Here is a 21,847-nt window from a genome sequence, read left to right on the forward strand (position 1 = left end):
TTTTTTATATTAGTCAAAATAGTTTTCCAGGCCGCTTCTGATGCCGTCTGTCACTCTTTCTCTGTAAGCGTTCGTGCTGACAACCGCTTCTTCTTGAGGGTGGCTCAAGTAGCCGAGTTCAAACAATGCGGCCGGCTGTTTATTTTCTCTTAATACGAAGTAGTCCCCGAATAATACGCCGCGGCTTGGCAGAGGCGAGTGTTTTTCGATCTCGGACTGCACGTCTGCTGCGAGCTTCCGGTCTTTGGACGGGCTGTAGTAATAAGCGGTATTTCCCCTTACGGACGCGTTTGCAAAACTATCATAATGAATGCTGATAAAAGCGTCGGCGTTTCGGTAGTGAGAGGTCGCGACCCGCGACTGAAGGCTGACGAAAGAATCGTCATTCCGCGTCATATAGACGTTGACGCCATCGGCTCTCAGTTTCGCGGCAAGAAGCGTTGCCGTTTTGATGGTCAGCCGTTTTTCCAGCGTCCCTTGCGTTCCGATTGTCCCGCTGTCATGTCCGCCGTGTCCGGCATCGATGACAACCGTTTTGTTTTTGATTGTGCCGCTCGCACTTGACCGCTTTGCCAAAGGCGGTGCTTCGTTTTTTGAATCTCCGGCTGAGCCTGACTGGTCAGCGGTTTGAACGACCCAGTTTGCCACATAGGCGGAATCGCCGTTTGACAGTTTGATTTCATACCAGTCGCCTTTTGCAGAGACGATCGGGTAAGATTCGCCTTTCCCCGCGCGCTTGACGATCGATGAGGATGTCGAAGGCCCGCTTCTAACATTTGTGCCTTCATACACGATGGTGGCCTGCTGTTTTGACCCGGAGCCGCTGTTTGTTTCCGAAGTTCCGCTTTTCTGTTTGGTTCCTTCGAGAATATAGTGGCTTGCGACCCAGCCCTTTTGACCATTAAACTCGATTTCATACCAGCCGTGCTGTTCGTTTAAAATCGCCACACTTGCATTCCGTTGGAGCGTGGCAATAATCCGTCCTTGATGGGAAGCTGTGCTTCTGACATTTAAGGTGGATACGCCGACCGTTCCTGATTTTGTTGATGAAGCATGTGATGAAGACGATTGAGACTGTTTCGCGCCGGAACCTTGATTGACATAGTCTGAATGGACCCAGCCAGTGATGTTCTGATAGGAAATCTTCATCCATTTTCCGTCGGTCTTTAGCAGGTCAGCCTGTTCTCCTTCAGGGAATACGCCTTGGACTTCATATGAAGTGCCGGGGCCTTTTCTGATTCTCAGGTTTGCTTCGGAAGATGTGACTTTTCCCGCCGCTGAATCAGAGCCGTTGGAGACTTGGCTTTTTTTCTTGATCAGCCACGATACGACCCATCCTTTTTGTCCGCCGTTCAGCTGGATCTGAACCCAATCCCCGCGCTCTTCGAGAATCGGATAGCTTTCATTCCGGCTGACGACGCTGACGATTTCATGGCTCAGTCCGGGCCCGCTCCTGACATTGATTTCATCGGTGGCAATCACGGCTTCCCCGATGGCTGCAGAAGCTGTGTTTGACGATGTATAAAAGGCTGCTTGTGCTGCCAGCATCATCGAGAGGATCAATACGGTTCTTTTTTTCATATTGTTACCCATCTCCTCCTTTCGGTAAAAAACTTGGAACACTACTTCTTCTTCTATATCGTATATTCCTTGCCGTTTTTTTAATAAAATGAAAATGATTTGTTTATACTATAGAAAAAAGATATCAAAAGGATGTTGCTGCATGAGGTATAATCAAAGAATGGGCAGAGCGATCCATGAGCAAGATGCGAATCTGCATCTAAAGGATCATGCGGACCCGGAGCAGGCCGGCTTTATGGAAGAAACGGCGACTGAGCTGGGGCTTGCGTCCAAAGAATCAATTCAGAATAAAAAGAACCGCAAATAGGGTTGACATGCACACTTAACACTCGTATTATAATATAAATTAGTGTACATATGAGTTGAACTGAAGATGGAGAATAGTAGGCAAGAGTACGTGAAAAGAGAGGAACCGCCCTGGGCTGAAAGCGGTCTGCATGGTATCTTGACTGAATGAACACTCCGAAGGTTTCCCGCTGAAAGCCCGGCAGAGCATGCGAGCAATTAGGCGGCGGACGTGAACCTGCGTTAAAGGCATGAGCGGGAACGGGTTGATCGTTCCAACTAGGGTGGCACCACGGGTATAACTCTCGTCCCTACTATTGGTTTTATAGTAGGTTCGGGGGTTTTTTTATTTCCATAAATGAAAAAAAGCATTTAAGTCATGAGGAGGATTTAAAAATGGGATTTAATATTCCAAGGGGAACACAAGATATTCTCCCAGGAGAATCGGAACGCTGGCAATACGTCGAAAAGATTGCGAGAGAAACGTGTCATGCGTATCAATATAAAGAAATCCGGACGCCTATTTTTGAACATACAGAACTATTTTCCCGCGGGGTGGGAGAATCGACTGATATCGTACAAAAGGAAATGTATACATTCGCAGACAAAAAAGGAAGAAGCCTGACGCTTCGCCCTGAAGGCACTGCATCTGCAGTACGCTCTTTTGTGGAAAACAAACTTTTTGCTAATCCGGTTCAGCCGACGAAACTTTACTACATCGGACCGATGTTCCGCTATGAAAGGCCGCAGACGGGCCGCTACCGCCAATTTTATCAATTCGGCATCGAAGCGATCGGTTCGAACGACCCGGCGATTGACGCAGAAGTCATTGCCTTGGCGATGAGCGTGTACCGGAAAGCGGGTCTCAGCAATTTGAAGCTGGTCATTAACAGCCTCGGCGACAAAGAGAGCCGAACCGCTCACAGAGAAGCGCTGATCCGTCACTTCGAGCCGAGGATCGACGAGTTTTGTTCAGACTGTCAAACACGGCTCCGGCAAAATCCGCTGCGGATTCTGGACTGCAAAAAAGACAGGGATCATGAACTGCTGAAAACGGCTCCTTCGATTCTTGACTACTTAAATGAAGAATCCAAAGCCTATTTTGCGAAAGTGCAGCAATATTTGACCGGCATCGGCATTGCGTTTGAGGTCGATCCGAATCTGGTGAGAGGGCTTGACTATTACAATCACACGGCATTTGAAATCATGAGCAATGCCGAAGGCTTCGGAGCGATTACGACGCTTGCTGGCGGAGGGCGCTATGACGGCCTTACCGAGGAGTTCGGCGGACCGAAAGCGCCTGGCATCGGCTTTGCGATGAGCATCGAACGCCTTCTCGCCGCACTGGACGCGGAAAATGTGAAAGTCGGAGCGGATGAAGGCATTGACTGCTATATCGTGACACTTGGCGACAAAGCCAAAGACTATTCTGTATCCCTCCTATATAAATTGAGAGAAGCAGGGATTTCCGCCGAAATCGACTATGAACAGAAAAAAATGAAAGGCCAGTTTAAATCGGCCGACCGTCTCAATGCGAAATATATCGCTGTTTTGGGCGAGGATGAACTGAACCAAAATCAGATAAATGTCAAAGATGCGAAAACAGGAGATCAACAGGCCATCGGCCTTGATAAATTCATCCGTTTCTTGAAAACAAACACTGAAAGTTAAAGGAGAGGACCGCTTTGTTTGGACGAACATATTATTGTGGCGAAATAACGGAGAAGGCGATCGGAGAATCCATCGTTTTAAAAGGATGGGTTCAAAAAAGACGCGATCTCGGAGGCTTGATTTTTATTGACTTGAGAGACCGCACCGGCATTGTGCAGGTTGTATTTAACCCCGACGTTTCCAAAGCTGCCCTTGAAACAGCTGAAAGCATCCGCAGTGAATATGTACTTGACATTACAGGAAAAGTCGTTGCCCGTGAAGAAGCAACAGTCAATCCGAACTTGAAAACCGGAAAAATCGAAATCCAGGCGGAATCGGTCAATGTGCTGAGTGCGGCCAAAACGCCGCCTTTTGCGATCAGCGACCAGGCTTCAGAAGTGTCTGAAGACATCAGGTTGAAGCACCGCTATCTCGACTTGCGCCGTCCGGAGATGTTCAACACCTTAAAAATGCGGCATAATGTTACAAAAGCCGTCCGCAGCTTCCTTGACGACAACGGCTTTATCGATATTGAAACACCAGTGTTGACAAAAAAAACGCCTGAAGGAGCGCGCGACTATCTCGTACCGAGCCGTGTCCATGAAGGCGAATTTTACGCGCTGCCGCAGTCTCCGCAGCTTTTCAAGCAGCTGTTGATGGTATCCGGCTTTGACCGCTATTATCAAATCGCCCGCTGCTTCAGGGACGAAGATTTGCGCGCCGACCGCCAGCCGGAATTTACGCAGATCGATATCGAAATGTCATTTATGAGCCAGGAAGACATCATGAAGCTCGCTGAAGAAATGATGGCGAAAGTCATGCTCGAAACGCACGGTGTGGACATTTCCCTGCCGCTGCCGCGAATGTCTTATCAGGATGCGATGAATCTTTACGGATCCGACAAACCGGATACCCGCTTTGACATGCTGTTAACCGATGTATCAGAAAGCGTAAAGGATTCCGATTTTAAAGTGTTTGCGTCAGCTGTGGCAAACGGAGGCGCCGTTAAAGCGATAAATGTTAAAGGCGCTGCATCTAAATATTCGCGGAAAGACATTGACGCACTTGGCGAATTCGCAGCAAACTACGGGGCGAAAGGGCTGGCATGGCTGAAAGCCGAAGCGAACGGACTGAAAGGCCCGATTGCGAAGTTCTTCCAGGACGAAAAACAGCAGGCGCTCATTGAAACGCTTGACGCCAAAGAAGGGGATCTCATCCTCTTTGTCGCAGACCGGCTGGAAGTCGCCAATGACGCGCTCGGCGCGCTGCGCTTAAAGCTCGGAAAAGAATTGAATCTGATCGATGAAAGCTTGTTCAACTTTTTATGGGTCATTGATTGGCCGCTTCTTGAGTATGATTCAGAAGAAGGACGTTTCTATGCTGCGCACCATCCGTTCACGATGCCTGTCCGGGAAGACCTTGATCTGGTCGACACGAATCCGGAAGACATGAAAGCGCAAGCCTATGATCTTGTCTTAAACGGCTATGAGCTGGGCGGCGGATCGATCCGTATTTTTGAAAAAGATGTTCAGGAGAAAATGTTTGCGCTTCTGGGCTTATCTGAGGAAGAGACGAAAGAACAGTTCGGCTTCCTGCTTGAAGCGTTTGAATACGGGGCTCCCCCGCACGGCGGAATCGCGCTCGGCCTTGACCGGCTTGTGATGCTGCTCAGCGGCCGCACCAACCTGAGAGATACGATCGCATTCCCGAAAACGGCAAGCGCAAGCTGTCTGTTGATGGAAGCACCTAGCGAAGTGGACAGCGCCCAGCTCGATGAGCTGCACCTGTCAATCAACCGCAAAGTTCGACAGTAAATTGTAAAATATACGGCTGTACATCCCATTGAAAATCAAAGGGACGTATGATATCATTTTTAACAAATAAAGTCCTGATGTGTTTGTTGTACACCTAGTTTTGACCGAACATTTTTTTGCTTGGGAGTTCGACGTTTCCAAATGGAGCAAATGCCTCTTATCACTCGTGTGCTCAGGAGGACTTGCAAAGTTTGGAACAGAACACCCACCTGCCGAGAGCGGGATCAAAACGAAGGAATACGACAACGGCACAATCGGGACTTTTTTGTGCTTGAAAAGGCCTTTTTCGGCCATACATAGGATAATCTATGAGGCGAAGCGAAAAAATATGACGGGAAAATGAAATAGACCGCTTGTTTAATCACCCGATTATGATAAGATACTATCGGTAACTGTTAATAAAGATGGAGTGAGATTCTTGTTACATCAGTTTTCGCGCAATGAATTAGCGATTGGAAAAGAAGGTTTAAATATTTTAAAAAACAGCACGGTCGCCGTTTTAGGCGTCGGCGGGGTCGGCTCTTTCGCCGCGGAAGCGCTCGCCCGTTCTGGTGTCGGCAGAATCGTGATGGTCGATAAAGATGATGTTGACATCACGAATGTCAACCGTCAGCTGCCGGCTTTACTTTCAACGGTCGGACAGCCGAAAGTTGACTTAATGAAAGAGAGAATCGCCGATATTAACCCGGAGTGCGATGTCGTCGCTCTAAAAATGTTCTATACCGAAGAGACGTATGAACAGTTTTTTGCATATGAACCGGATTATGTGATCGACGCGTCAGACACGATTCATTATAAAATCCACTTAATGAAAGAGTGCCTGAAGCGGGACATCAACATCATTTCAAGCATGGGAGCGGCCAATAAAACAGATCCGACAAGGTTCCAAGTGGCCGATATTTCTAAAACCCACACTGATCCGATTGCCAAAGTCATCAGGACGAGGCTGCGCAAGGAAGGCATTACGAAAGGCGTTAAAGTCGTCTTTTCTGACGAAAGCCCGATCGTGATCCGCGAAGACGTACGCCAAGTCGTCGGAAATGACGAGGCGAAAATCCGCAAAGCGCAGATGCCGCCGTCTTCAAACGCTTTTGTTCCGTCAGTCGCAGGCTTGATCATGGGCGGCCATGTGATCATGGAGCTTTTGAAAGATATTCCGATCAAAAGGGTGAAAGATAAGTAATACAAAAACGACGGCAAAGGTGCTGTCGTTTATGATTGTTGGCAAAATCCCAAAACTAAAAGTCGTTTTGGGATTTTGTCATTCTTTAAAGCTTAGTGTAAAGAAAAACAGCCTGTCCCCCATATGAAAAGGGAACAGGCTGTTTATTATTTTTGTTTCATCAGCTTGTCATATACTTGTTTCAGCGCGAGCTCAAATTTTCCTGTCTGCTTCGGCTGATAGTAAACTTTGTTTTTCAGCTGATCAGGCAGATACTGCTGTTTGACCCAGCCGTTCTCGTAATTGTGCGGATATTTGTATTCGACGCCTCTGCCAAGCTCTGCGGCTCCTTTATAGTGGGCGTCTTTTAAATGGTTCGGCACATCGCCGATCTTTCCGGAGCGGACGTCTGCTAGCGCTTCGTCAACCGCAAGGATCGCCGAGTTCGATTTAGGGGACAGGCAAAGCTCGATCACGGCGTTGGCGAGCGGAATCCTTGCCTCCGGAAATCCGATTCGTTCCGCCGTTTGAATGGCTTGAAGCGTTCTTCCTCCAGCCTGCGGACTCGCCAGGCCGACATCTTCATAGGCGATAACAAGCAGCCTCCGTGCAAGGCTTTCCAAATCCCCCGCTTCAATGAGCCTTGCCAGGTAATGAAGTGCAGCATTGACATCAGAGCCTCGAATCGATTTTTGGAAAGCGGAAATGACATCATAATGCGCGTCTCCATCTTTGTCGTGGACAAAGCTTTTTTTCTGCAGGCATTCTTCTGCGATTTCCAATGTAATGCGGATGGTTCCTTCGCTGTTTTCCTTTGTGGACAATACGGCAAGCTCGAGCGCATTCAAAGCCGAGCGGACATCGCCGCCGCAGCTGCGGGCCAAATGGTCAAGCGCTTCATCATCGAGGGCAACATCATACGAACCAAGGCCTCTGTGTTCATCCTCAAGCGCCCGTTTAATGGCCGCTTTGATTTGTTCAGAGTCTAATGAGTGCAGCTCGAATATCTGCGTTCTGCTTCTGATCGCCGGATTGATCGCATGGTACGGGTTGGCTGTCGTCGCCCCGATCATGATAATCATACCGTTTTCCAAATACGGAAGGAGGAAGTCCTGCTTGCCTTTGTCAAGCCGGTGCACCTCATCAAGAATTAAGATGACCTGCCCCGACATTTTGGCTTCGGCGGCAACGGCTTCCATGTCCTTTTTATTATTGATGACTGCGTTCAGCTTTCGGAAAGCGATGCTTGTGCTGCCGGCAATCGCCGTGGCGATCGACGTTTTGCCGATGCCCGGGGGGCCGTACAGAATCATCGATGAGAGGTGTTTGGCCTGCACCATCCGATGAATGATCTTTCCTTCCCCGACCAGATGATCCTGGCCGAGAACCTCTTCGATTTTTGTAGGGCGCATTCGAAATGCGAGTGGTTTCATGATTGATCTCTCCCGAATGTATTCTTTTTATAGAGTAACGGAAAAAAGACGATTAGAAAAGAAATGAATATGGCAAGCTGAATATAGGGCTGAAAATGAAAGTTTATATAAAGTGTGCTATAATAACCTGTAATCTATCAGAAGGGCAAGGCCGGAACCTTGCCCCAACCGAGTTTTTTATATATAACAGATGCATGAAACCGACAGCCGGCTTGCACCGGTGTTTCATCTTGGAGATCGGCTTATGCCTTGATAGGAAGTGCCGGACGCCTCCTGCGTCCGAACGGGACTCGGCTGCGCGCTTTTACCTCCTGCTAGGAACGCCGAGTAGCTTCGTCCTGGTGAGAAAGGAGACTCGGCTAAAGGCTATCGCGTCCTGCGAAAAACGCCGAGAACCTTCGTCCTGAAGGCTTGATTTATTATAGGTTAGAGGTGTTTATTTTGAAAATATCAACTAAAGGCAGATACGGGCTGACGATTATGATTGAGCTTGCTAAAAAGCATGGGGAAGGCCCGACTTCTTTGAAAAGTATTGCTCAGACAAACGATTTATCGGAACATTATTTGGAACAGCTTGTTTCACCTTTGCGGAACGCAGGGCTTGTGAAGAGCATCCGCGGCGCGTACGGCGGCTATATTTTGGGTGACGAGCCTGAGGCGATTACGGCGGGCGATATCATTCGCGTTTTGGAAGGACCGATTAGCCCGGTGGAAGTGCTTGAAAATGAGGAGCCTGCAAAGCGCGAACTGTGGATCAAGATTCGCGATGCTGTCAAGGAAGTGCTGGACTCCACGACGCTTGAAGACTTGGCCAGCTATACAGAGGGCGAGCAAGAAGCGTATATGTTTTACATTTAAGATCGAGGTGTAATGGTAGGATGGAACGGATTTACTTAGACCATGCAGCGACTTCTCCGACTGACCCCCGGGTAGTGGAAAAAATGCTGCCTTACTTAACGGAAAACTTCGGAAACCCTTCAAGCATTCATTCCTTTGGAAGGGAGAGCCGAAAGTGGCTTGACGGCACGAGGGAGCTGATCGCTCGGGAAATCGGAGCGCATTCCAATGAAATCGTTTTTACGAGCGGAGGAACCGAAGCCGACAATATGGCGATTCTCGGAACCGCGCTGGCGAGAGAGCAGCAGGGCCGCCACATCATCACGACAAAGATCGAGCACCACGCCGTTCTGCATACGTGCAACAGGCTTGAAGAAATGGGATTTGACGTCACATATCTTGATGTCGACAAAAGCGGAAGAATCTCCGCCGAGCAGGTGAAAGACGCGCTGCGGGACGATACCATCCTGGTGACGGTGATGTATGGAAACAATGAAGTGGGAACGATTCAGCCGATAGATGAGATCGGCGATCTGCTAAAAGACCATCGGGCGCTGTTTCATACAGATGCGGTTCAAGCCTTCGGCTTTTTGCCGATTGATGTGCAAAAGAGCCGCATCGATATGATGTCAGTCTCCGGACATAAACTGAACGGGCCGAAGGGGACAGGCTTTTTATACGTCAACGAAAACGTGAAGCTCAGCCAGCTGCTTTTCGGGGGAGAGCAGGAACGCAAACGCCGGGCGGGAACGGAAAATGTCCCGGGAATCGCGGGACTCGGTGAAGCCGTTTTGCTCTCAGGTCAGGAAAGAGAAGAAAAATCGGCGCTTTACCGCCGGTTTAAAGACATCGTCATTCGTACGCTGGAAGCAGATGGCGTCTCCTTCGATGTGAACGGCAGCAGAGAGCACAGCCTGCCGCATATTTTGAATCTGTACTTTCCGGGAGTATCTGTTGAATCGCTGCTCGTCAATCTCGATATGGCGGGAATTGCAGTATCGAGCGGATCGGCGTGCACGGCCGGATCTGTGCTTCCGTCTCATGTTCTCTCCGCCATGTTTGGCGAGGAAGACGATCGGCTGACGTCATCCATTCGGATCAGCTTCGGCTTTGGCAATACAGAGGAGCAAGTGGAGCGCGCCGCGCAAGAACTTGCGGCAATTGTTCAGCGCCTGTCATAAATGTCGGGAAGCGACGCTCCGAGCTAAAGATTCGCATCTTGCCAGAAAATGATGATATGATCTGAAAGGACAAGTTTTTGAATTGATTTATTGGAGTTGATGAAAATGGCGAAGCGGCCTGAAGATACACGGGTGGTCGTCGGAATGTCCGGAGGCGTTGATTCCTCTGTCGCGGCTTTGCTTTTGAAAGAGCAGGGCTATGATGTCATCGGAATTTTCATGAAAAACTGGGATGACACAGATGAGAACGGTTTTTGCACAGCGACGGAAGATTACGAAGATGTTATAAAGGTATGTAATCAAATCGGGATTCCGTATTATGCGGTGAATTTTGAAAAGCAGTATTGGGAAAAGGTTTTTCAATATTTCCTTGATGAATATAAAGCGGGCAGAACGCCGAACCCGGATGTGATGTGCAACAAAGAAATTAAATTCAAAGCCTTTTTGGAGCACGCTTTGTCGCTTGGAGCCGATTATTTGGCCACCGGCCACTATGCGCGGGTCGACCGTTCGGACGGGCGTGTTAAAATGCTCAGAGGGCTTGACGAAAATAAAGATCAGACCTATTTTCTAAACCAGCTGACAGAAGAGCAGTTAAGCAAAGTGCTGTTTCCGATCGGCGAGCTTCAAAAAAGCCGCGTCAGGGAAATCGCAAAAGAAGCGGAGCTTGCGACAGCTGCCAAAAAAGACAGCACAGGCATCTGCTTTATCGGAGAACGGAACTTCAAAACGTTTCTCAGCCAGTACCTTCCAGCACAGCCGGGAGATATGCGGACGATGGAAGGCGAATTCAAAGGCCGCCACGACGGTTTAATGTACTATACGATCGGACAAAGGCACGGCCTTGGCATCGGCGGAAGCGGAGACCCTTGGTTCGTCGTCGGAAAAGACCTCGAAAAAAACATCTTGTATGTTGACCAAGGATTCGACAATCCGCTTCTTTTCTCCGATAAGATCACGGCGACAAACGTAAGCTTTGTGCATGACGGCGTCTTCGGCGGCGAAGACGAGCTCACCTGCACGGCCAAATTCCGCTATCGCCAAGCTGATCACGAAGTCACTGTCAGAATGACCGGGACAGATGAAGCAGAGGTTGTCTTTAAAGAGCCGGTCCGCGCCGTTACGCCGGGACAAGCGGTTGTCTTTTACAGAGGCGAAGAATGCCTCGGCGGCGGAACGATTGATGATGTGTTTAAAGACGGACAACAACTTTGGTATGTATAAAACCGGGGCTCTGGATAACACCCCGGAGCTTCTCGAACGGCTGCCGGCAATGTCGGCGGCCTTTTTAAAATAGTTCGTGAAAGGGAGAGGGCTTTTGGATTACAATCAAATTGGAATAGATGCTATGCAAAAAGGCGACTTTGAAAAAGCCGCAGAAGCCTTTACAAAGGCAATTGATGAAAACAGCGGTGATCCGGTGCCTTATATCAACTTTGCCAATCTGCTTTCAGCAGTCGGGGAACTGGACAGGGCGCTTAAGTTTTACGACCGGGCGGCTGCTTTGGACGAGAAAGCGGGAGCAGCTTATTATGGAGCCGGGAATGTCTATGTCATGAAAGAGCGGTATCAAGAAGCGAAGGACATGTTTGAAAAAGCGCATCGGACGGGCATGGAAAACAGCGACTTATATTATATGCTCGGAACGACGCTTATGAAGCTTGAGCGGCCGAAGCTCGCGATGCCGTATTTGCAAAGGGCCGCTGAGCTGAACGATGCGGATGTCGAAGCCCGTTTTCAATATGCGATGTGCCTTGCCAATGAAGGGATGCTGGACGAAGCGATCACGGAGTTTTCAAATGTAACTGAGCGCGACCCGTCCCATGCAGATGCTTTTTATAATTTAGGCGTTGCCTATGCGTTTAAGGAAGATCGGGAAACAGCGCTTGCCATGCTGAACAAAGCGCTGGACATTCAGCCGGACCATATGCTCAGCATTCGCGCCAAGCAGCTTTTGGAAGAAGCTTGATTGATTAAAGGCCGTCATGACGGATTTTGAATGGAGAGGGGGAGAACAGTGATGCAGCACCATAACCCGGACCAAATCGAAATGGAAGAAGCTTCATTTGTAAAAGGAACGGTTGCGGCTGTCATTTATCATAATGAAACAAACCTGTATACCGTATTAAAAGTAAAAGTGGCAGAAACATCGGAGTCTTTTGAAGACAAAACCGTTTCTGTCACCGGTTACTTTCCTTTGATCCATGAAGATGATATCTACACTTTTTACGGAAAAACCGCCTCCCATCCGAAATTTGGCCTGCAATTTCAAGCGGATCATTTTAAAAAAGAAGTGCCGACAACGAAAGAAGGCGTGATCCAATACTTGGCCAGCGATTTATTTGAAGGAATCGGCAAGAAAACGGCCGAGGAAATTGTCAAAAAGCTTGGGGAAGGTGCGATCAACAAAATTTTAAGCGACGGCGCCGTCCTGTATGATGTTCCGAAGCTCTCCAAAAAAAAGGCGGATAAGCTTGCCGCTGCCCTGCAGCAGCATCAGGGGCTCGAGCAGATTATGATCTCCCTGAGCGAATTCGGTTTCGGCCCCCAGCTGTCCATGAAAATTTATCAGGCGTACGAAGCGGAAACGCTTGATAAAATCCGCGAAAATCCGTACCAGCTTGTCAAGGATGTCGAAGGAATCGGCTTTATCAAGGCAGACGAACTGGGCGGCAGAATGGGGATCTCAGGCAAACATGAAGAGCGGATCAAGGCGGCGATTTTATACACGGTTGAAGCGACATGCCTTCAAGAAGGACATACGTACATAGACACGAGACAGCTCATCATCGAGACGCAAAAACTGTTAAATCAGTCTGCAGGTGATGAAAAAGTAACCGAGATGGATGTGGCCGACGCGATCATTTCTTTAGGGGAGCAAAAAGAGCTGTTCATTGAAGATGAAAGGTGTTACTATCCGTCCCTTTACTACGCTGAACAAAGCTTTGCCAAAAGGGTGCAGAAAATCGCCGGACAGACCGAATACGATGACCAGTTTCCCGAATCGGAATTCCTGCTCGCTTTAGGGGAGCTTGAAGAACGGATGAAAGTGCAGTACGCGCCAAGCCAAAAAGAAGCGATTCAAAAAGCGCTGATGTCGCCGATGCTGCTTTTGACGGGCGGACCGGGAACCGGGAAAACGACCGTCATCAGGGGAATCGTCGAGTTGTACAGCGAGCTGCACGGCTTAAGCTTAAATCCGGCTGATTACAAAAAGGATGAAACGTTTCCGTTTGTGCTGGCAGCACCGACCGGCCGAGCCGCTAAGCGGATGAGTGAGTCGACCGGGCTGCCGGCCGTGACGATTCACAGGCTTCTCGGCTGGAATGGAGCCGAAGGATTTACGCACGATGAGGACAATCCGATTGAAGGGCGGCTGCTCATCATTGATGAAACGAGCATGCTTGATATATGGCTCGCCAACCAATTGTTCAAGGCGATTCCCGACCGGATACAGGTGATTATGGTCGGAGACGAAGACCAGCTTCCGTCCGTCGGTCCCGGACAGGTGCTAAGGGATCTTTTGGCATCGAATGTCATTCCTTCTGTCAGATTAACCGATATTTACAGGCAGGCTGAAGGCTCTTCAATCGTTGAACTGGCGCATGAAATGAAACAAGGAAAGCTTCCGGAAAACTTGACCGCGCCGACAAAAGACCGTTCTTTCATTCGCTGCCGCCAGCAGCAGATTAAAGAAGTCGTCGAAAAAGTCGTCAAAAACGCGCTGCAAAAAGGATATTCGGCCAGGGATATTCAGATTTTGGCTCCGATGTACAGAGGAGCGGCCGGCATCAACGAGTTAAACGCGCTTTTGCAGGGCATACTGAATCCCCCGAAGCCGAAAGGCAGGGAAATGAAGTACGGAGATGTCGTGTACCGTACCGGCGATAAAGTGCTCCAGCTCGTCAACCAGCCGGAACACAACGTGTTTAACGGTGACATGGGTGAGATTGTTTCGATTTTTTATGCAAAAGAAAATACGGAAAAAGAAGACATGGCCGTCGTCTCTTTCGACGGGAATGAAATCACCTTTACAAAAAAAGATTTTAACCAATTTACGCACGCCTATTGCTGTTCGATCCACAAATCGCAGGGCAGCGAATTTCCGATCGTCATCCTTCCGGTCGTCAAAAGCTATTACCGGATGCTGAGAAGGAACTTGCTGTACACGGCCATCACAAGAAGCAAGAAATTCCTGATTCTGTGCGGGGAAGAAGAAGCCCTTGAATGGGGCGTGAAAAATAAAGAATCATCGGAAAGGCAGACATCGCTTAAAAGAAGGCTTCAGCAGGCGGCGCATGAAGAGGATGAAGAACTCATGGCGCTGCAAAAAGAGCTGCCTTTCAGCGTCTATGACGCCAATATCGGGATGGAAGGCATTACACCTTTTGAATTTATGGAAAAGGAAGCAGAATAAGTGTTTTTCATGGAATCCATTTCATCGTATGAGTCGCGTCGCAACAGCAGATCATAAGAATGTTCGTAAAAAGGTGGTTGATCACACTTTGAGAACATGCAATGAGCTGGAAGGACTCAATGTTTACGACAGACAATCTTCCCTCCCGCTTGGGATGGTAACAGATATCTGTTTTTCTCACGAAGGGACATGTCTCGGATTGATTATGGAAGAGAAGCGGCGCTTTTACAATCCCCGTTCGCTTCTTCCGCTTCCCGCTGTCACCGAAATCGGACGTGACGGCGTATACGTTGATTTCACCGAATTCAAGCCGATGCAAATTCCGAAGCAGAGTCTTTCTTATGACCAGTTGAAACAAAAAATGGTCAAAAACGGAGCAGGAGACACGCTGGGCATGCTGGAAGATGTATACTTTTCTTCCGACACGGGCATAATCGTAGCATATGAACTATCAGACGGTTTTTTTGCCGATTTGTCAGGCGACAAAAAGCAGATTCACTCATCTGGAGAACCGCTTGAAGTAGGCAGAAGCACAATCGTCTTGAACGAATAAGAGGTGTGTGTTCAAATGCTCGTTTGCCCGAATTGCAAAAGCAAAAACATCGGCAAAATCGGTGTAAATCAATATTACTGCTGGGGATGCTTTATTGAGCTGACCCTTTCAAAAGGAAAAATTTCGACTCATCAAGTCGAAGAGGACGGAACATTGAGCAGCCTGGACGATCTGTTTTCAGATGACGAACGAACGATTAACCTTTGAATGGAGGTTAGAAAGTTGAATCGTACAATGACTTCTCTCATTTCTTTAGGAGCCGGGGCTTTGATGTACTACATGGCGTCTCAGAACGATATGATGAACAAGCGAAACATGAGAAAGCTGAGAAGACGCGTCATGAAAATGTTTTAAGCAGAAGGGATACCCTTAAAAGGGTGTCCCTTTTTTCTTCGGGAATAATTACAAGCAGAAATCAAAAGCTAACAAGGGGTGAAAAAAATGCTGAAAAAACCGCTGCAGCTTTTAATGTGGGTCTCGATCTTCATGCTTTTGCTATTAACCGTCTATATCTTTTTGCAGCTGAGAATGATTTGGGAGCCTGTCTGCGTGCTGCTGAAGTCGATTCTGATCCCGCTTGTGATTGCGGTTTTTATCACCTATCTGCTTCTGCCTGTCGTTGAAAAGATACACCGGGCAGGCGTGCCGAGAACATTGAGTATTTTGCTGATTTATGTTCTGTTTTTTGCCGGTCTCGGCTACGCCTTTTACAAAGGGGTGCCGATTCTCATTAAACAGCTGACAGAGCTATCAGAGGGAATTCCGTTTCTTGCCGCATCTTACGAAAGCATGCTGGATCAGCTGCATCATCATACAGACGGCTGGCCCGACGGTATGCACGACAGGATCGACAGATTTGTCAATCAGACGGAAGAATTCGTAGCAAGCTGGGTGGAACGGACGATCAGAAGCATCCGGTTCGTTTTTGATTATATGCTCGTGGCTGCGATTATTCCTTTTTTAGTATTCTACATGGTGAAAGATATTGATACGATGAAGAAGGCGGTATGGTATTTGACGCCTTCTTCATGGAGGGCGAGAGGCAGCGAATTCATCCGCGATGTCGATGATTCTCTTGGAGACTACATCAGAGGGCAGCTTTTTGTCTGTCTTGTCATCGGCTTGGGAGCGAGCCTGTCATTTTGGTTTTTTGACCTGCCCTATCCGCTGATCCTCGGCCTTGTCATCGGCGCGACAAATGTCATCCCGTATTTCGGTCCCGTCATCGGCGCGATTCCCGCCGTCATGGTAGCTGCCGCTTTATCGACGAGGCTCGTTTTCGTAGTGATCATTACAATTTTGGTGCTGCAGTTTATCGAAGGCAATATTCTCGGCCCTCTTGTTGTCGGCAAAAGCCTGCATATGCATCCCGTCGTCATTATGCTTGGATTGCTGGCGGGCGGGGAGCTTGCCGGCATCATCGGCATGATTCTCGCTGTGCCTGTCATGGCCGTTATCAAAGTGATGTTCGTCCATTTTTTAGCGGCAAGAAAAGCGTGAGCGGCAGAAGTTTGACATAACGGCTTCCGTTGTCTATAATTTCGAAATAGACATACATACGTATCTCGTTTGACGGATCCGAGTATACTGAAGCCCTGTTTGATAGAGAGAAGCTCCATTGCGGTGAAAGAGCTTTAACAGAAGATCAGTAGAAGCTAATCCTGAGTGCAGGCGAAAACCTGCCGTCTTCATCCGGCGTTATTCGGATATCAAGGTGATGGGCGTTTTGTTACGCCCATAATCAGGGTGGTACCGCGAGAGGAGCTCTCGTCCCTGTGTAAACGTTGTTTGCATAGGGCGGGGGCTTTTTAATTTGCATGTGCATCATTAAAGGAGGAAAAAAATAATGAAGACATTAACATCCGCACAAGTGCGCCAAATGTTTTTAGATTTTTTTAAAGAAAAAGGGCATGCCGTTGAACCGAGCGCCTCTCTTATTCCGCATGAAGATCCCTCCCTGCTTTGGATCAACAGCGGAGTTGCGACGCTGAAAAAATATTTTGACGGACGGGTTGTGCCGGAGAATCCGCGCATCTGCAACGCTCAAAAATCAATCAGGACGAACGATATTGAAAATGTCGGGAAAACAGCCCGCCACCATACGTTCTTTGAAATGCTCGGGAACTTTTCGATCGGCGATTATTTCAAAGAAGAAGCGATCGAGTGGGCCTGGGAATTTTTAACCGATCAAAAATGGATCGGCTTCGATCCCGAACGCCTGTCAGTCACGGTCCATCCGGAAGATGACGAAGCTTATGAATTATGGTCAAAAAAAATCGGCGTTCCTGAGGAACGGATCATCAGACTGGAAGGGAACTTCTGGGATATCGGCGAAGGCCCGAGCGGACCGAATACCGAAATTTTCTATGACCGCGGTGAAGATTATGGAAATGACCCGTCTGATCCGGAACTTTACCCGGGCGGGGAGAACGAGCGTTACCTTGAAGTATGGAATCTTGTGTTCTCCGAGTTCAACCACAATCCTGACGGAACATACACACCGCTTCCGAAGAAAAACATCGATACGGGGATGGGTCTTGAACGGATGGTATCTGTTATTCAAGATGCCAAGACGAACTATGATACGGATTTGTTTATGCCGATCATCAAGGCGACAGAAGCCATTTCAGGAGAAAAATACGGCACATCTGCTGAAAAAGATACGGCATTTAAGGTTGTGGCTGACCATATTCGAACGGCTGCGTTTGCGGTCGGCGACGGAGCGCTTCCGTCAAACGAGGGGCGCGGCTATGTCATCAGAAGGCTGCTTCGCCGCGCTGTCCGCTATGCGAAGTCCATCAATATTAACCGTCCGTTTATGTATGAGCTCGTGCCGGTAGTTGCCGACATCATGGCCGCATTCTACGGCGAAGTCAAAGAAAAAGCGGACTTTATCGCGAAAGTCATCAAAACAGAGGAAGAACGCTTCCATGAAACATTGCACGAGGGTTTGGCGATTCTCTCAGAAGTGATTCAAAAGGAAAAAGCAAAAGGAAACCGCATCATTTCCGGGGAAGATGTCTTTAAACTGTATGATACGTATGGATTCCCTGTTGAACTGACCGAAGAATACGCCGAAGATGAAGGCATGGAAGTCGATCATGACGGATTTGAGCGCGAGATGGACAAGCAGCGCGAACGGGCCCGGCAGGCGCGCCAGGACGTCGGCAGCATGCAGGTTCAAGGCGGCGCTCTCCGCGATATCATGACAAAAAGCGAATTCATCGGCTATTCCGATATCAAAACGGAAACGAAAATCGCCGAGCTTCTTCAAGACGGGGAACTTGCCGACCTCGTTCAAGAAGGCAAGAAGGTTCAGTTTATCCTGGAAAAAACCCCGTTCTATGCTGAAAGCGGAGGACAAATCGGTGATAGAGGCTGGGTTAAAAGCGGGGATGCCGCGATTCGCGTCACAGACGTTAAAAAAGCGCCGAACGGCCAGAACCTGCATGAAGGGATCGTAGAAAGCGGCGCAATTAAAAGAGGCATGAGCGTGACCGCAGAAGTCACGGAGCGGCTAAGAAAAGACATCGTCAAAAACCATACCGCGACACATTTGCTTCACCAGGCGCTGAAAGATGTGCTCGGTACGCATGTCAACCAGGCCGGCTCGCTAGTCACTGACAGCCGTCTGCGCTTTGACTTCTCTCACTTTGGACAGGTGACTAAGGAAGAACTCGAACAAATAGAAACAAAAGTGAACGAGAAAATTTGGGCATCGATTCCTGTGCAAATCGACTTAAAACCGATTGATGAAGCGAAAGCGATGGGAGCCATGGCGCTGTTTGGCGAAAAATATGGAGACATCGTCCGCGTCGTTCAAGTTGGCGACTACAGCATCGAGCTGTGCGGAGGCTGCCACGTGAGAAACACGGCTGAAATCGGTCTCTTTAAGATCGTGTCCGAATCAGGCATCGGGGCCGGCACCCGCAGAATCGAAGCGGTAACTGGGCAGGGCGCTTATGAAGAGATGAACGCCAAACTGGAGCTTCTCGAGCAGGCGGCAGAAGTCCTGAAAACCAATGTGAAGGAAGTGCCGAAACGGATCGAAGCGCTCCAGTCTGATCTGAAAGAAGCTCAGAGAGAAAACGAATCTTTATTGGCGAAACTGGGAAATAAAGAAGCCGGAGAGATTTTAGAAAAAGTAAAAGAAATTGACGGAATCAAACTGCTCGCAGAAAAAGTGAATGCCAAAGATATGAATCACCTGCGCACAATGGTTGACGATCTGAAGGCGAAACTGGGCTCAGCCGTCATCGTTCTCGGGGCGGTTCAAAACGAAAAAGTGAATATTTCCGCCGGAGTTACAAAAGATTTAATAGAGCGGGGTTTCCACGCAGGCAAGCTTGTCAAGCAAGTCGCAGAAGCATGCGGAGGCGGCGGAGGCGGCCGTCCAGACATGGCGCAGGCGGGGGGAAAACAGCCTGAGCGGCTTGCTGAAGCATTAGCATCTGCGGAAGAATGGGTAAAATCCGTTTTATAAATAGCCGTTGTGGTGTAGAATGGTGATTAGAAGGTAATCAGGCTGAAACTTTGCCTGCGAATTTGGGAAAGAGGTGCAAAACGGTGAGCTCATTTGATAAGACGATGAAATTTAACTTTTCCGACGATTCGATGGAAACCAATGTAAATGAAGTGCTGATAACCGTCCATGATGCGCTTCAGGAAAAAGGCTACAACCCGATCAACCAAATTGTCGGATACCTGCTATCAGGAGATCCCGCTTACATTCCAAGGCATCGAGATGCACGTAACCTGATTCGGAAAATAGAAAGAGACGAGATAATCGAAGAATTGGTTAAATCGTACTTAGAACAGCATAAAGAGGCGTAAACAAGCATGCGAATATTAGGTCTGGATTTAGGTTCGAAAACGCTCGGCGTAGCGTTGAGCGATGAAATGGGCTGGACGGCTCAAGGGATAGAAACGATTAAAATCGACGAGGCGGGCGGTGACTACGGCTTGAACCGCCTCGCCGAATTGACGAAAGACTATGTAATTGACAAGATTGTACTCGGTTTTCCCAAAAACATGAATGGAACCGTCGGCCCGAGGGGGGAGGCGAGCCAGAAGTTCGCGGAAGTGCTTGAAGAAACGTTTCAAGTTCCCGTCGTGCTTTGGGACGAGCGCCTCTCGACAATGGCGGCCGAAAGAATGCTGATTTCAGCAGATGTAAGCAGGCAGAAAAGAAAAAAAGTAATAGATAAAATGGCGGCCGTGATGATCCTTCAAGGATATCTCGACAGCCTAAACTCATGAGGTGATTAAGATGGAACACGGAGAAAAAAACATTACGATTGTAGACGACAAAGGAAACGAACAGCTGTGTGAAGTGCTCTTCACATTTGACAGCGATCAGTTTAACAAGTCATACGTGCTTTATTATCCGGTTGAAGCACAGGACGAGGAAGAGATCGAGATCCATGCTTCAAGCTTCGTACCGAATGAAGCCGGAGAAGACGGCGAACTGATGCCGATTGAAACAGAAGAAGAGTGGGATATGATCGAAGAGACGCTGAACACGTTTTTAGCGGATGAAGACGAAGAAGAATAAAGCAGCGGCTGAACCGCTTGACAAAATCCTAAAACTTAAACCGTTTTAGGATTTTGTCATTTTTTAAATGGGCATCTGCAATCATTTGCGCCCTGCTGCCGACAGGCGGCTTTTTTTATTAAAACATTTTGTAATAAATTGCCGAATGATAACGAATCATGTAGTATATACCATGGGAGGAGAGGAGGACACCAATGTTTGAAGATCAGACAAAGAAACCGTTTATAAAAAGACTCCTTAAACATAAAATAAAGTTTTGGCTGACTGTGGTCGCGGTTCTGCTGATTTTAACCGCAGGCGCTGTTTCGCTCTACGTCAAATCGGCGCTCGAACCGGTCGATAAAAATAATGCAAAAACGGTCAGCGTCTATATTCCGGAAGGATCGACCGTTACGTCCATCGCCGCCAAACTGAAAAAAGAGGACCTAATTAAAAACGAAAAAGTATTTATCGCTTATGTGAAATTTAAAAATGCCTCCGGCTTTCAAGCGGGGAACTTTCAGCTCAGCCAGTCGATGGATGCGGCCGGCATGGTCAAAAAGCTGACAAGCGCTTCGCATGTACCGGCATTTAAAATTACCGTTCCTGAAGGAAGGCAGCTCCAGGAAATCGCAGCTATCATCGCCGGACAAACCAACTACTCGGCAGCGGACATTATGAAAAAGCTGGATGACCGCGAATTCATCAGCCTATTAAAACAGAAGTATCCGAAACTGATCACCGACGACGTGCTAAACAAGAATATCAAGCATCCGCTTGAAGGATACCTGTATCCTGCGACATATCCGTTTTACGACCCTGAGACGAAGCTGGACGCAATCATCGAAGCGATGATCAAACAAACAGATCAGCTGGCTGAAAAGTATGAAAAGCAGATGAAAGACAAAAAGATGTCCGTCCACAAAGCCTTGACGATGGCTTCGTTAATTGAAGAAGAAGCTACCGAAAAAGCGGACCGGCACAAAATCTCAAGCGTCTTTTACAACCGCATCAGCAAAAACATGCCATTGCAAACGGATCCGACCGTTTTATACGCGCTTGGGGAGCATAAAAACCGTGTCATGTACAAAGACCTTGAAGCGGATTCCCCGTATAATACGTACAAACATGCCGGTCTACCGCCTGGGCCGATTGCTAACGCGGGAGAGAGCTCCTGGGAAGCGGCATTAAATCCGGAGCAAACAGACTATGTTTATTTCCTTGCAAAGAAAAATGGGGAAGTCGTCTTTACAAAAACGCTTGAAGAACACAATAAAGCAAAAGCAAAATACATTACGAACACGCAGGACGAGGAAAAAGGAGAGTAAAAATTACTCTCCTTTTATTCGCAAATACAAAGGTTTTATGATAAAATATATCGGGTTGTTTATTGAGAAAAGA

The 21,847-nt window shown here is 48.2% G+C and carries 20 protein-coding genes, 1 other RNA gene and 1 other annotated feature; of the genes, 19 read left to right on the forward strand and 2 right to left on the reverse strand.

The features are described 5' to 3' along the window. Window positions 1-9 precede the first annotated feature (9 nt). A complete protein-coding gene (locus tag QMZ64_RS03655; RefSeq protein ID WP_265626105.1) occupies window positions 10-1,581 on the reverse strand; it encodes an N-acetylmuramoyl-L-alanine amidase family protein in 1,572 nt (523 codons plus the stop codon). 142 nt (window positions 1,582-1,723) lie between these two features. Here QMZ64_RS03655 and QMZ64_RS03660 point away from each other — a divergent pair, with 142 nt between their 5' ends. From QMZ64_RS03660 to QMZ64_RS03680, 5 genes are all read left to right on the forward strand, one after another. Further along, window positions 1,724-1,888, forward strand: a complete 165-nt coding sequence (locus QMZ64_RS03660; protein WP_023855388.1) for a YrzK family protein — start codon at window positions 1,724-1,726, stop codon at window positions 1,886-1,888. Between the two features lie 54 nt (window positions 1,889-1,942). Then, window positions 1,943-2,182 (forward strand) — a binding site (T-box leader). 80 nt (window positions 2,183-2,262) lie between these two features. After that, a complete protein-coding gene (hisS, locus tag QMZ64_RS03665) occupies window positions 2,263-3,537 on the forward strand; it encodes a histidine--tRNA ligase (RefSeq protein ID WP_265626108.1) in 1,275 nt (424 codons plus the stop codon). Between the two features lie 14 nt (window positions 3,538-3,551). Next, entirely contained in the window at window positions 3,552-5,330 is a 1,779-nt protein-coding gene (aspS, locus tag QMZ64_RS03670; protein WP_265626109.1) for an aspartate--tRNA ligase, read from the forward strand. Window positions 5,331-5,398: 68 nt separating this feature from the next. After that, window positions 5,399-5,595, forward strand: a non-coding RNA gene (gene ssrS / locus QMZ64_RS03675) — 6S RNA. Window positions 5,596-5,748: 153 nt separating this feature from the next. Further along, complete coding sequence (locus QMZ64_RS03680) at window positions 5,749-6,513, forward strand: tRNA threonylcarbamoyladenosine dehydratase (RefSeq protein WP_243942861.1); 765 nt, start codon at window positions 5,749-5,751, stop codon at window positions 6,511-6,513. Window positions 6,514-6,659: 146 nt separating this feature from the next. Here the strand turns inward: QMZ64_RS03680 and QMZ64_RS03685 are convergent, their stop codons facing one another. After that, the gene (locus QMZ64_RS03685) at window positions 6,660-7,925 is read right to left on the reverse strand and encodes a replication-associated recombination protein A (protein ID WP_265626111.1); all 1,266 of its coding nucleotides are present in this window, start codon (window positions 7,923-7,925) and stop codon (window positions 6,660-6,662) included. 441 nt (window positions 7,926-8,366) lie between these two features. Here QMZ64_RS03685 and cymR point away from each other — a divergent pair, with 441 nt between their 5' ends. The 14 genes from cymR (at window position 8,367) to mltG (ending at window position 21,774) form a co-directional block, all read left to right on the forward strand. Next, window positions 8,367-8,783: a cysteine metabolism transcriptional regulator CymR gene (gene cymR, locus QMZ64_RS03690; RefSeq protein ID WP_023855382.1), complete on the forward strand. Its 417-nt coding sequence runs from the start codon at window positions 8,367-8,369 to the stop codon at window positions 8,781-8,783. Between the two features lie 20 nt (window positions 8,784-8,803). Beyond that, entirely contained in the window at window positions 8,804-9,943 is a 1,140-nt protein-coding gene (locus QMZ64_RS03695; RefSeq protein WP_265626113.1) for a cysteine desulfurase family protein, read from the forward strand. 105 nt (window positions 9,944-10,048) lie between these two features. Next, complete coding sequence (gene mnmA, locus QMZ64_RS03700) at window positions 10,049-11,167, forward strand: tRNA 2-thiouridine(34) synthase MnmA (protein ID WP_265626114.1); 1,119 nt, start codon at window positions 10,049-10,051, stop codon at window positions 11,165-11,167. Window positions 11,168-11,261: 94 nt separating this feature from the next. Then, window positions 11,262-11,912, forward strand: a complete 651-nt coding sequence (locus QMZ64_RS03705) for a tetratricopeptide repeat protein (RefSeq protein WP_243942870.1) — start codon at window positions 11,262-11,264, stop codon at window positions 11,910-11,912. Between the two features lie 51 nt (window positions 11,913-11,963). Next, window positions 11,964-14,360 (forward strand): SF1B family DNA helicase RecD2, encoded by a 2,397-nt coding sequence (gene recD2, locus QMZ64_RS03710; RefSeq protein WP_301441132.1) that lies wholly within the window; start codon window positions 11,964-11,966, stop codon window positions 14,358-14,360. An 88-nt stretch (window positions 14,361-14,448) separates the two neighbouring features. Beyond that, the gene (locus QMZ64_RS03715) at window positions 14,449-14,913 is read left to right on the forward strand and encodes a PRC-barrel domain-containing protein (RefSeq protein ID WP_265626116.1); all 465 of its coding nucleotides are present in this window, start codon (window positions 14,449-14,451) and stop codon (window positions 14,911-14,913) included. Between the two features lie 15 nt (window positions 14,914-14,928). Next, window positions 14,929-15,120, forward strand: a complete 192-nt coding sequence (locus QMZ64_RS03720; RefSeq protein WP_016885531.1) for a hypothetical protein — start codon at window positions 14,929-14,931, stop codon at window positions 15,118-15,120. Between the two features lie 15 nt (window positions 15,121-15,135). Then, window positions 15,136-15,267 carry a YrzQ family protein gene (locus QMZ64_RS03725; RefSeq protein ID WP_003183926.1) on the forward strand — a complete coding sequence of 44 codons (132 nt, stop codon included), beginning with the start codon at window positions 15,136-15,138 and terminating at the stop codon, window positions 15,265-15,267. A gap of 87 nt (window positions 15,268-15,354) precedes the next feature. Then, on the forward strand, window positions 15,355-16,413 hold the full coding sequence (locus QMZ64_RS03730; RefSeq protein WP_020452397.1) for an AI-2E family transporter: 1,059 nt from the start codon (window positions 15,355-15,357) through the stop codon (window positions 16,411-16,413). A 346-nt stretch (window positions 16,414-16,759) separates the two neighbouring features. Then, window positions 16,760-19,396, forward strand: coding sequence for an alanine--tRNA ligase (gene alaS / locus QMZ64_RS03735; protein WP_023855375.1), 2,637 nt, complete (start codon window positions 16,760-16,762; stop codon window positions 19,394-19,396). Window positions 19,397-19,479: 83 nt separating this feature from the next. Then, window positions 19,480-19,746, forward strand: a complete 267-nt coding sequence (locus QMZ64_RS03740) for an IreB family regulatory phosphoprotein (protein WP_003183920.1) — start codon at window positions 19,480-19,482, stop codon at window positions 19,744-19,746. 6 nt (window positions 19,747-19,752) lie between these two features. Next, window positions 19,753-20,172 (forward strand): Holliday junction resolvase RuvX, encoded by a 420-nt coding sequence (gene ruvX, locus QMZ64_RS03745; protein WP_003183918.1) that lies wholly within the window; start codon window positions 19,753-19,755, stop codon window positions 20,170-20,172. 10 nt (window positions 20,173-20,182) lie between these two features. Next, window positions 20,183-20,467, forward strand: coding sequence for a DUF1292 domain-containing protein (locus QMZ64_RS03750; RefSeq protein WP_016885528.1), 285 nt, complete (start codon window positions 20,183-20,185; stop codon window positions 20,465-20,467). Between the two features lie 194 nt (window positions 20,468-20,661). Continuing rightward, window positions 20,662-21,774 (forward strand): endolytic transglycosylase MltG, encoded by a 1,113-nt coding sequence (gene mltG, locus QMZ64_RS03755; RefSeq protein WP_265626120.1) that lies wholly within the window; start codon window positions 20,662-20,664, stop codon window positions 21,772-21,774. Window positions 21,775-21,847: the final 73 nt, after the last annotated feature.

The organism is Bacillus sp. LB7 (assembly GCF_030449715.1).
GTDB classification, from domain to species: Bacteria; Bacillota; Bacilli; order Bacillales; family Bacillaceae; genus Bacillus; species Bacillus paralicheniformis.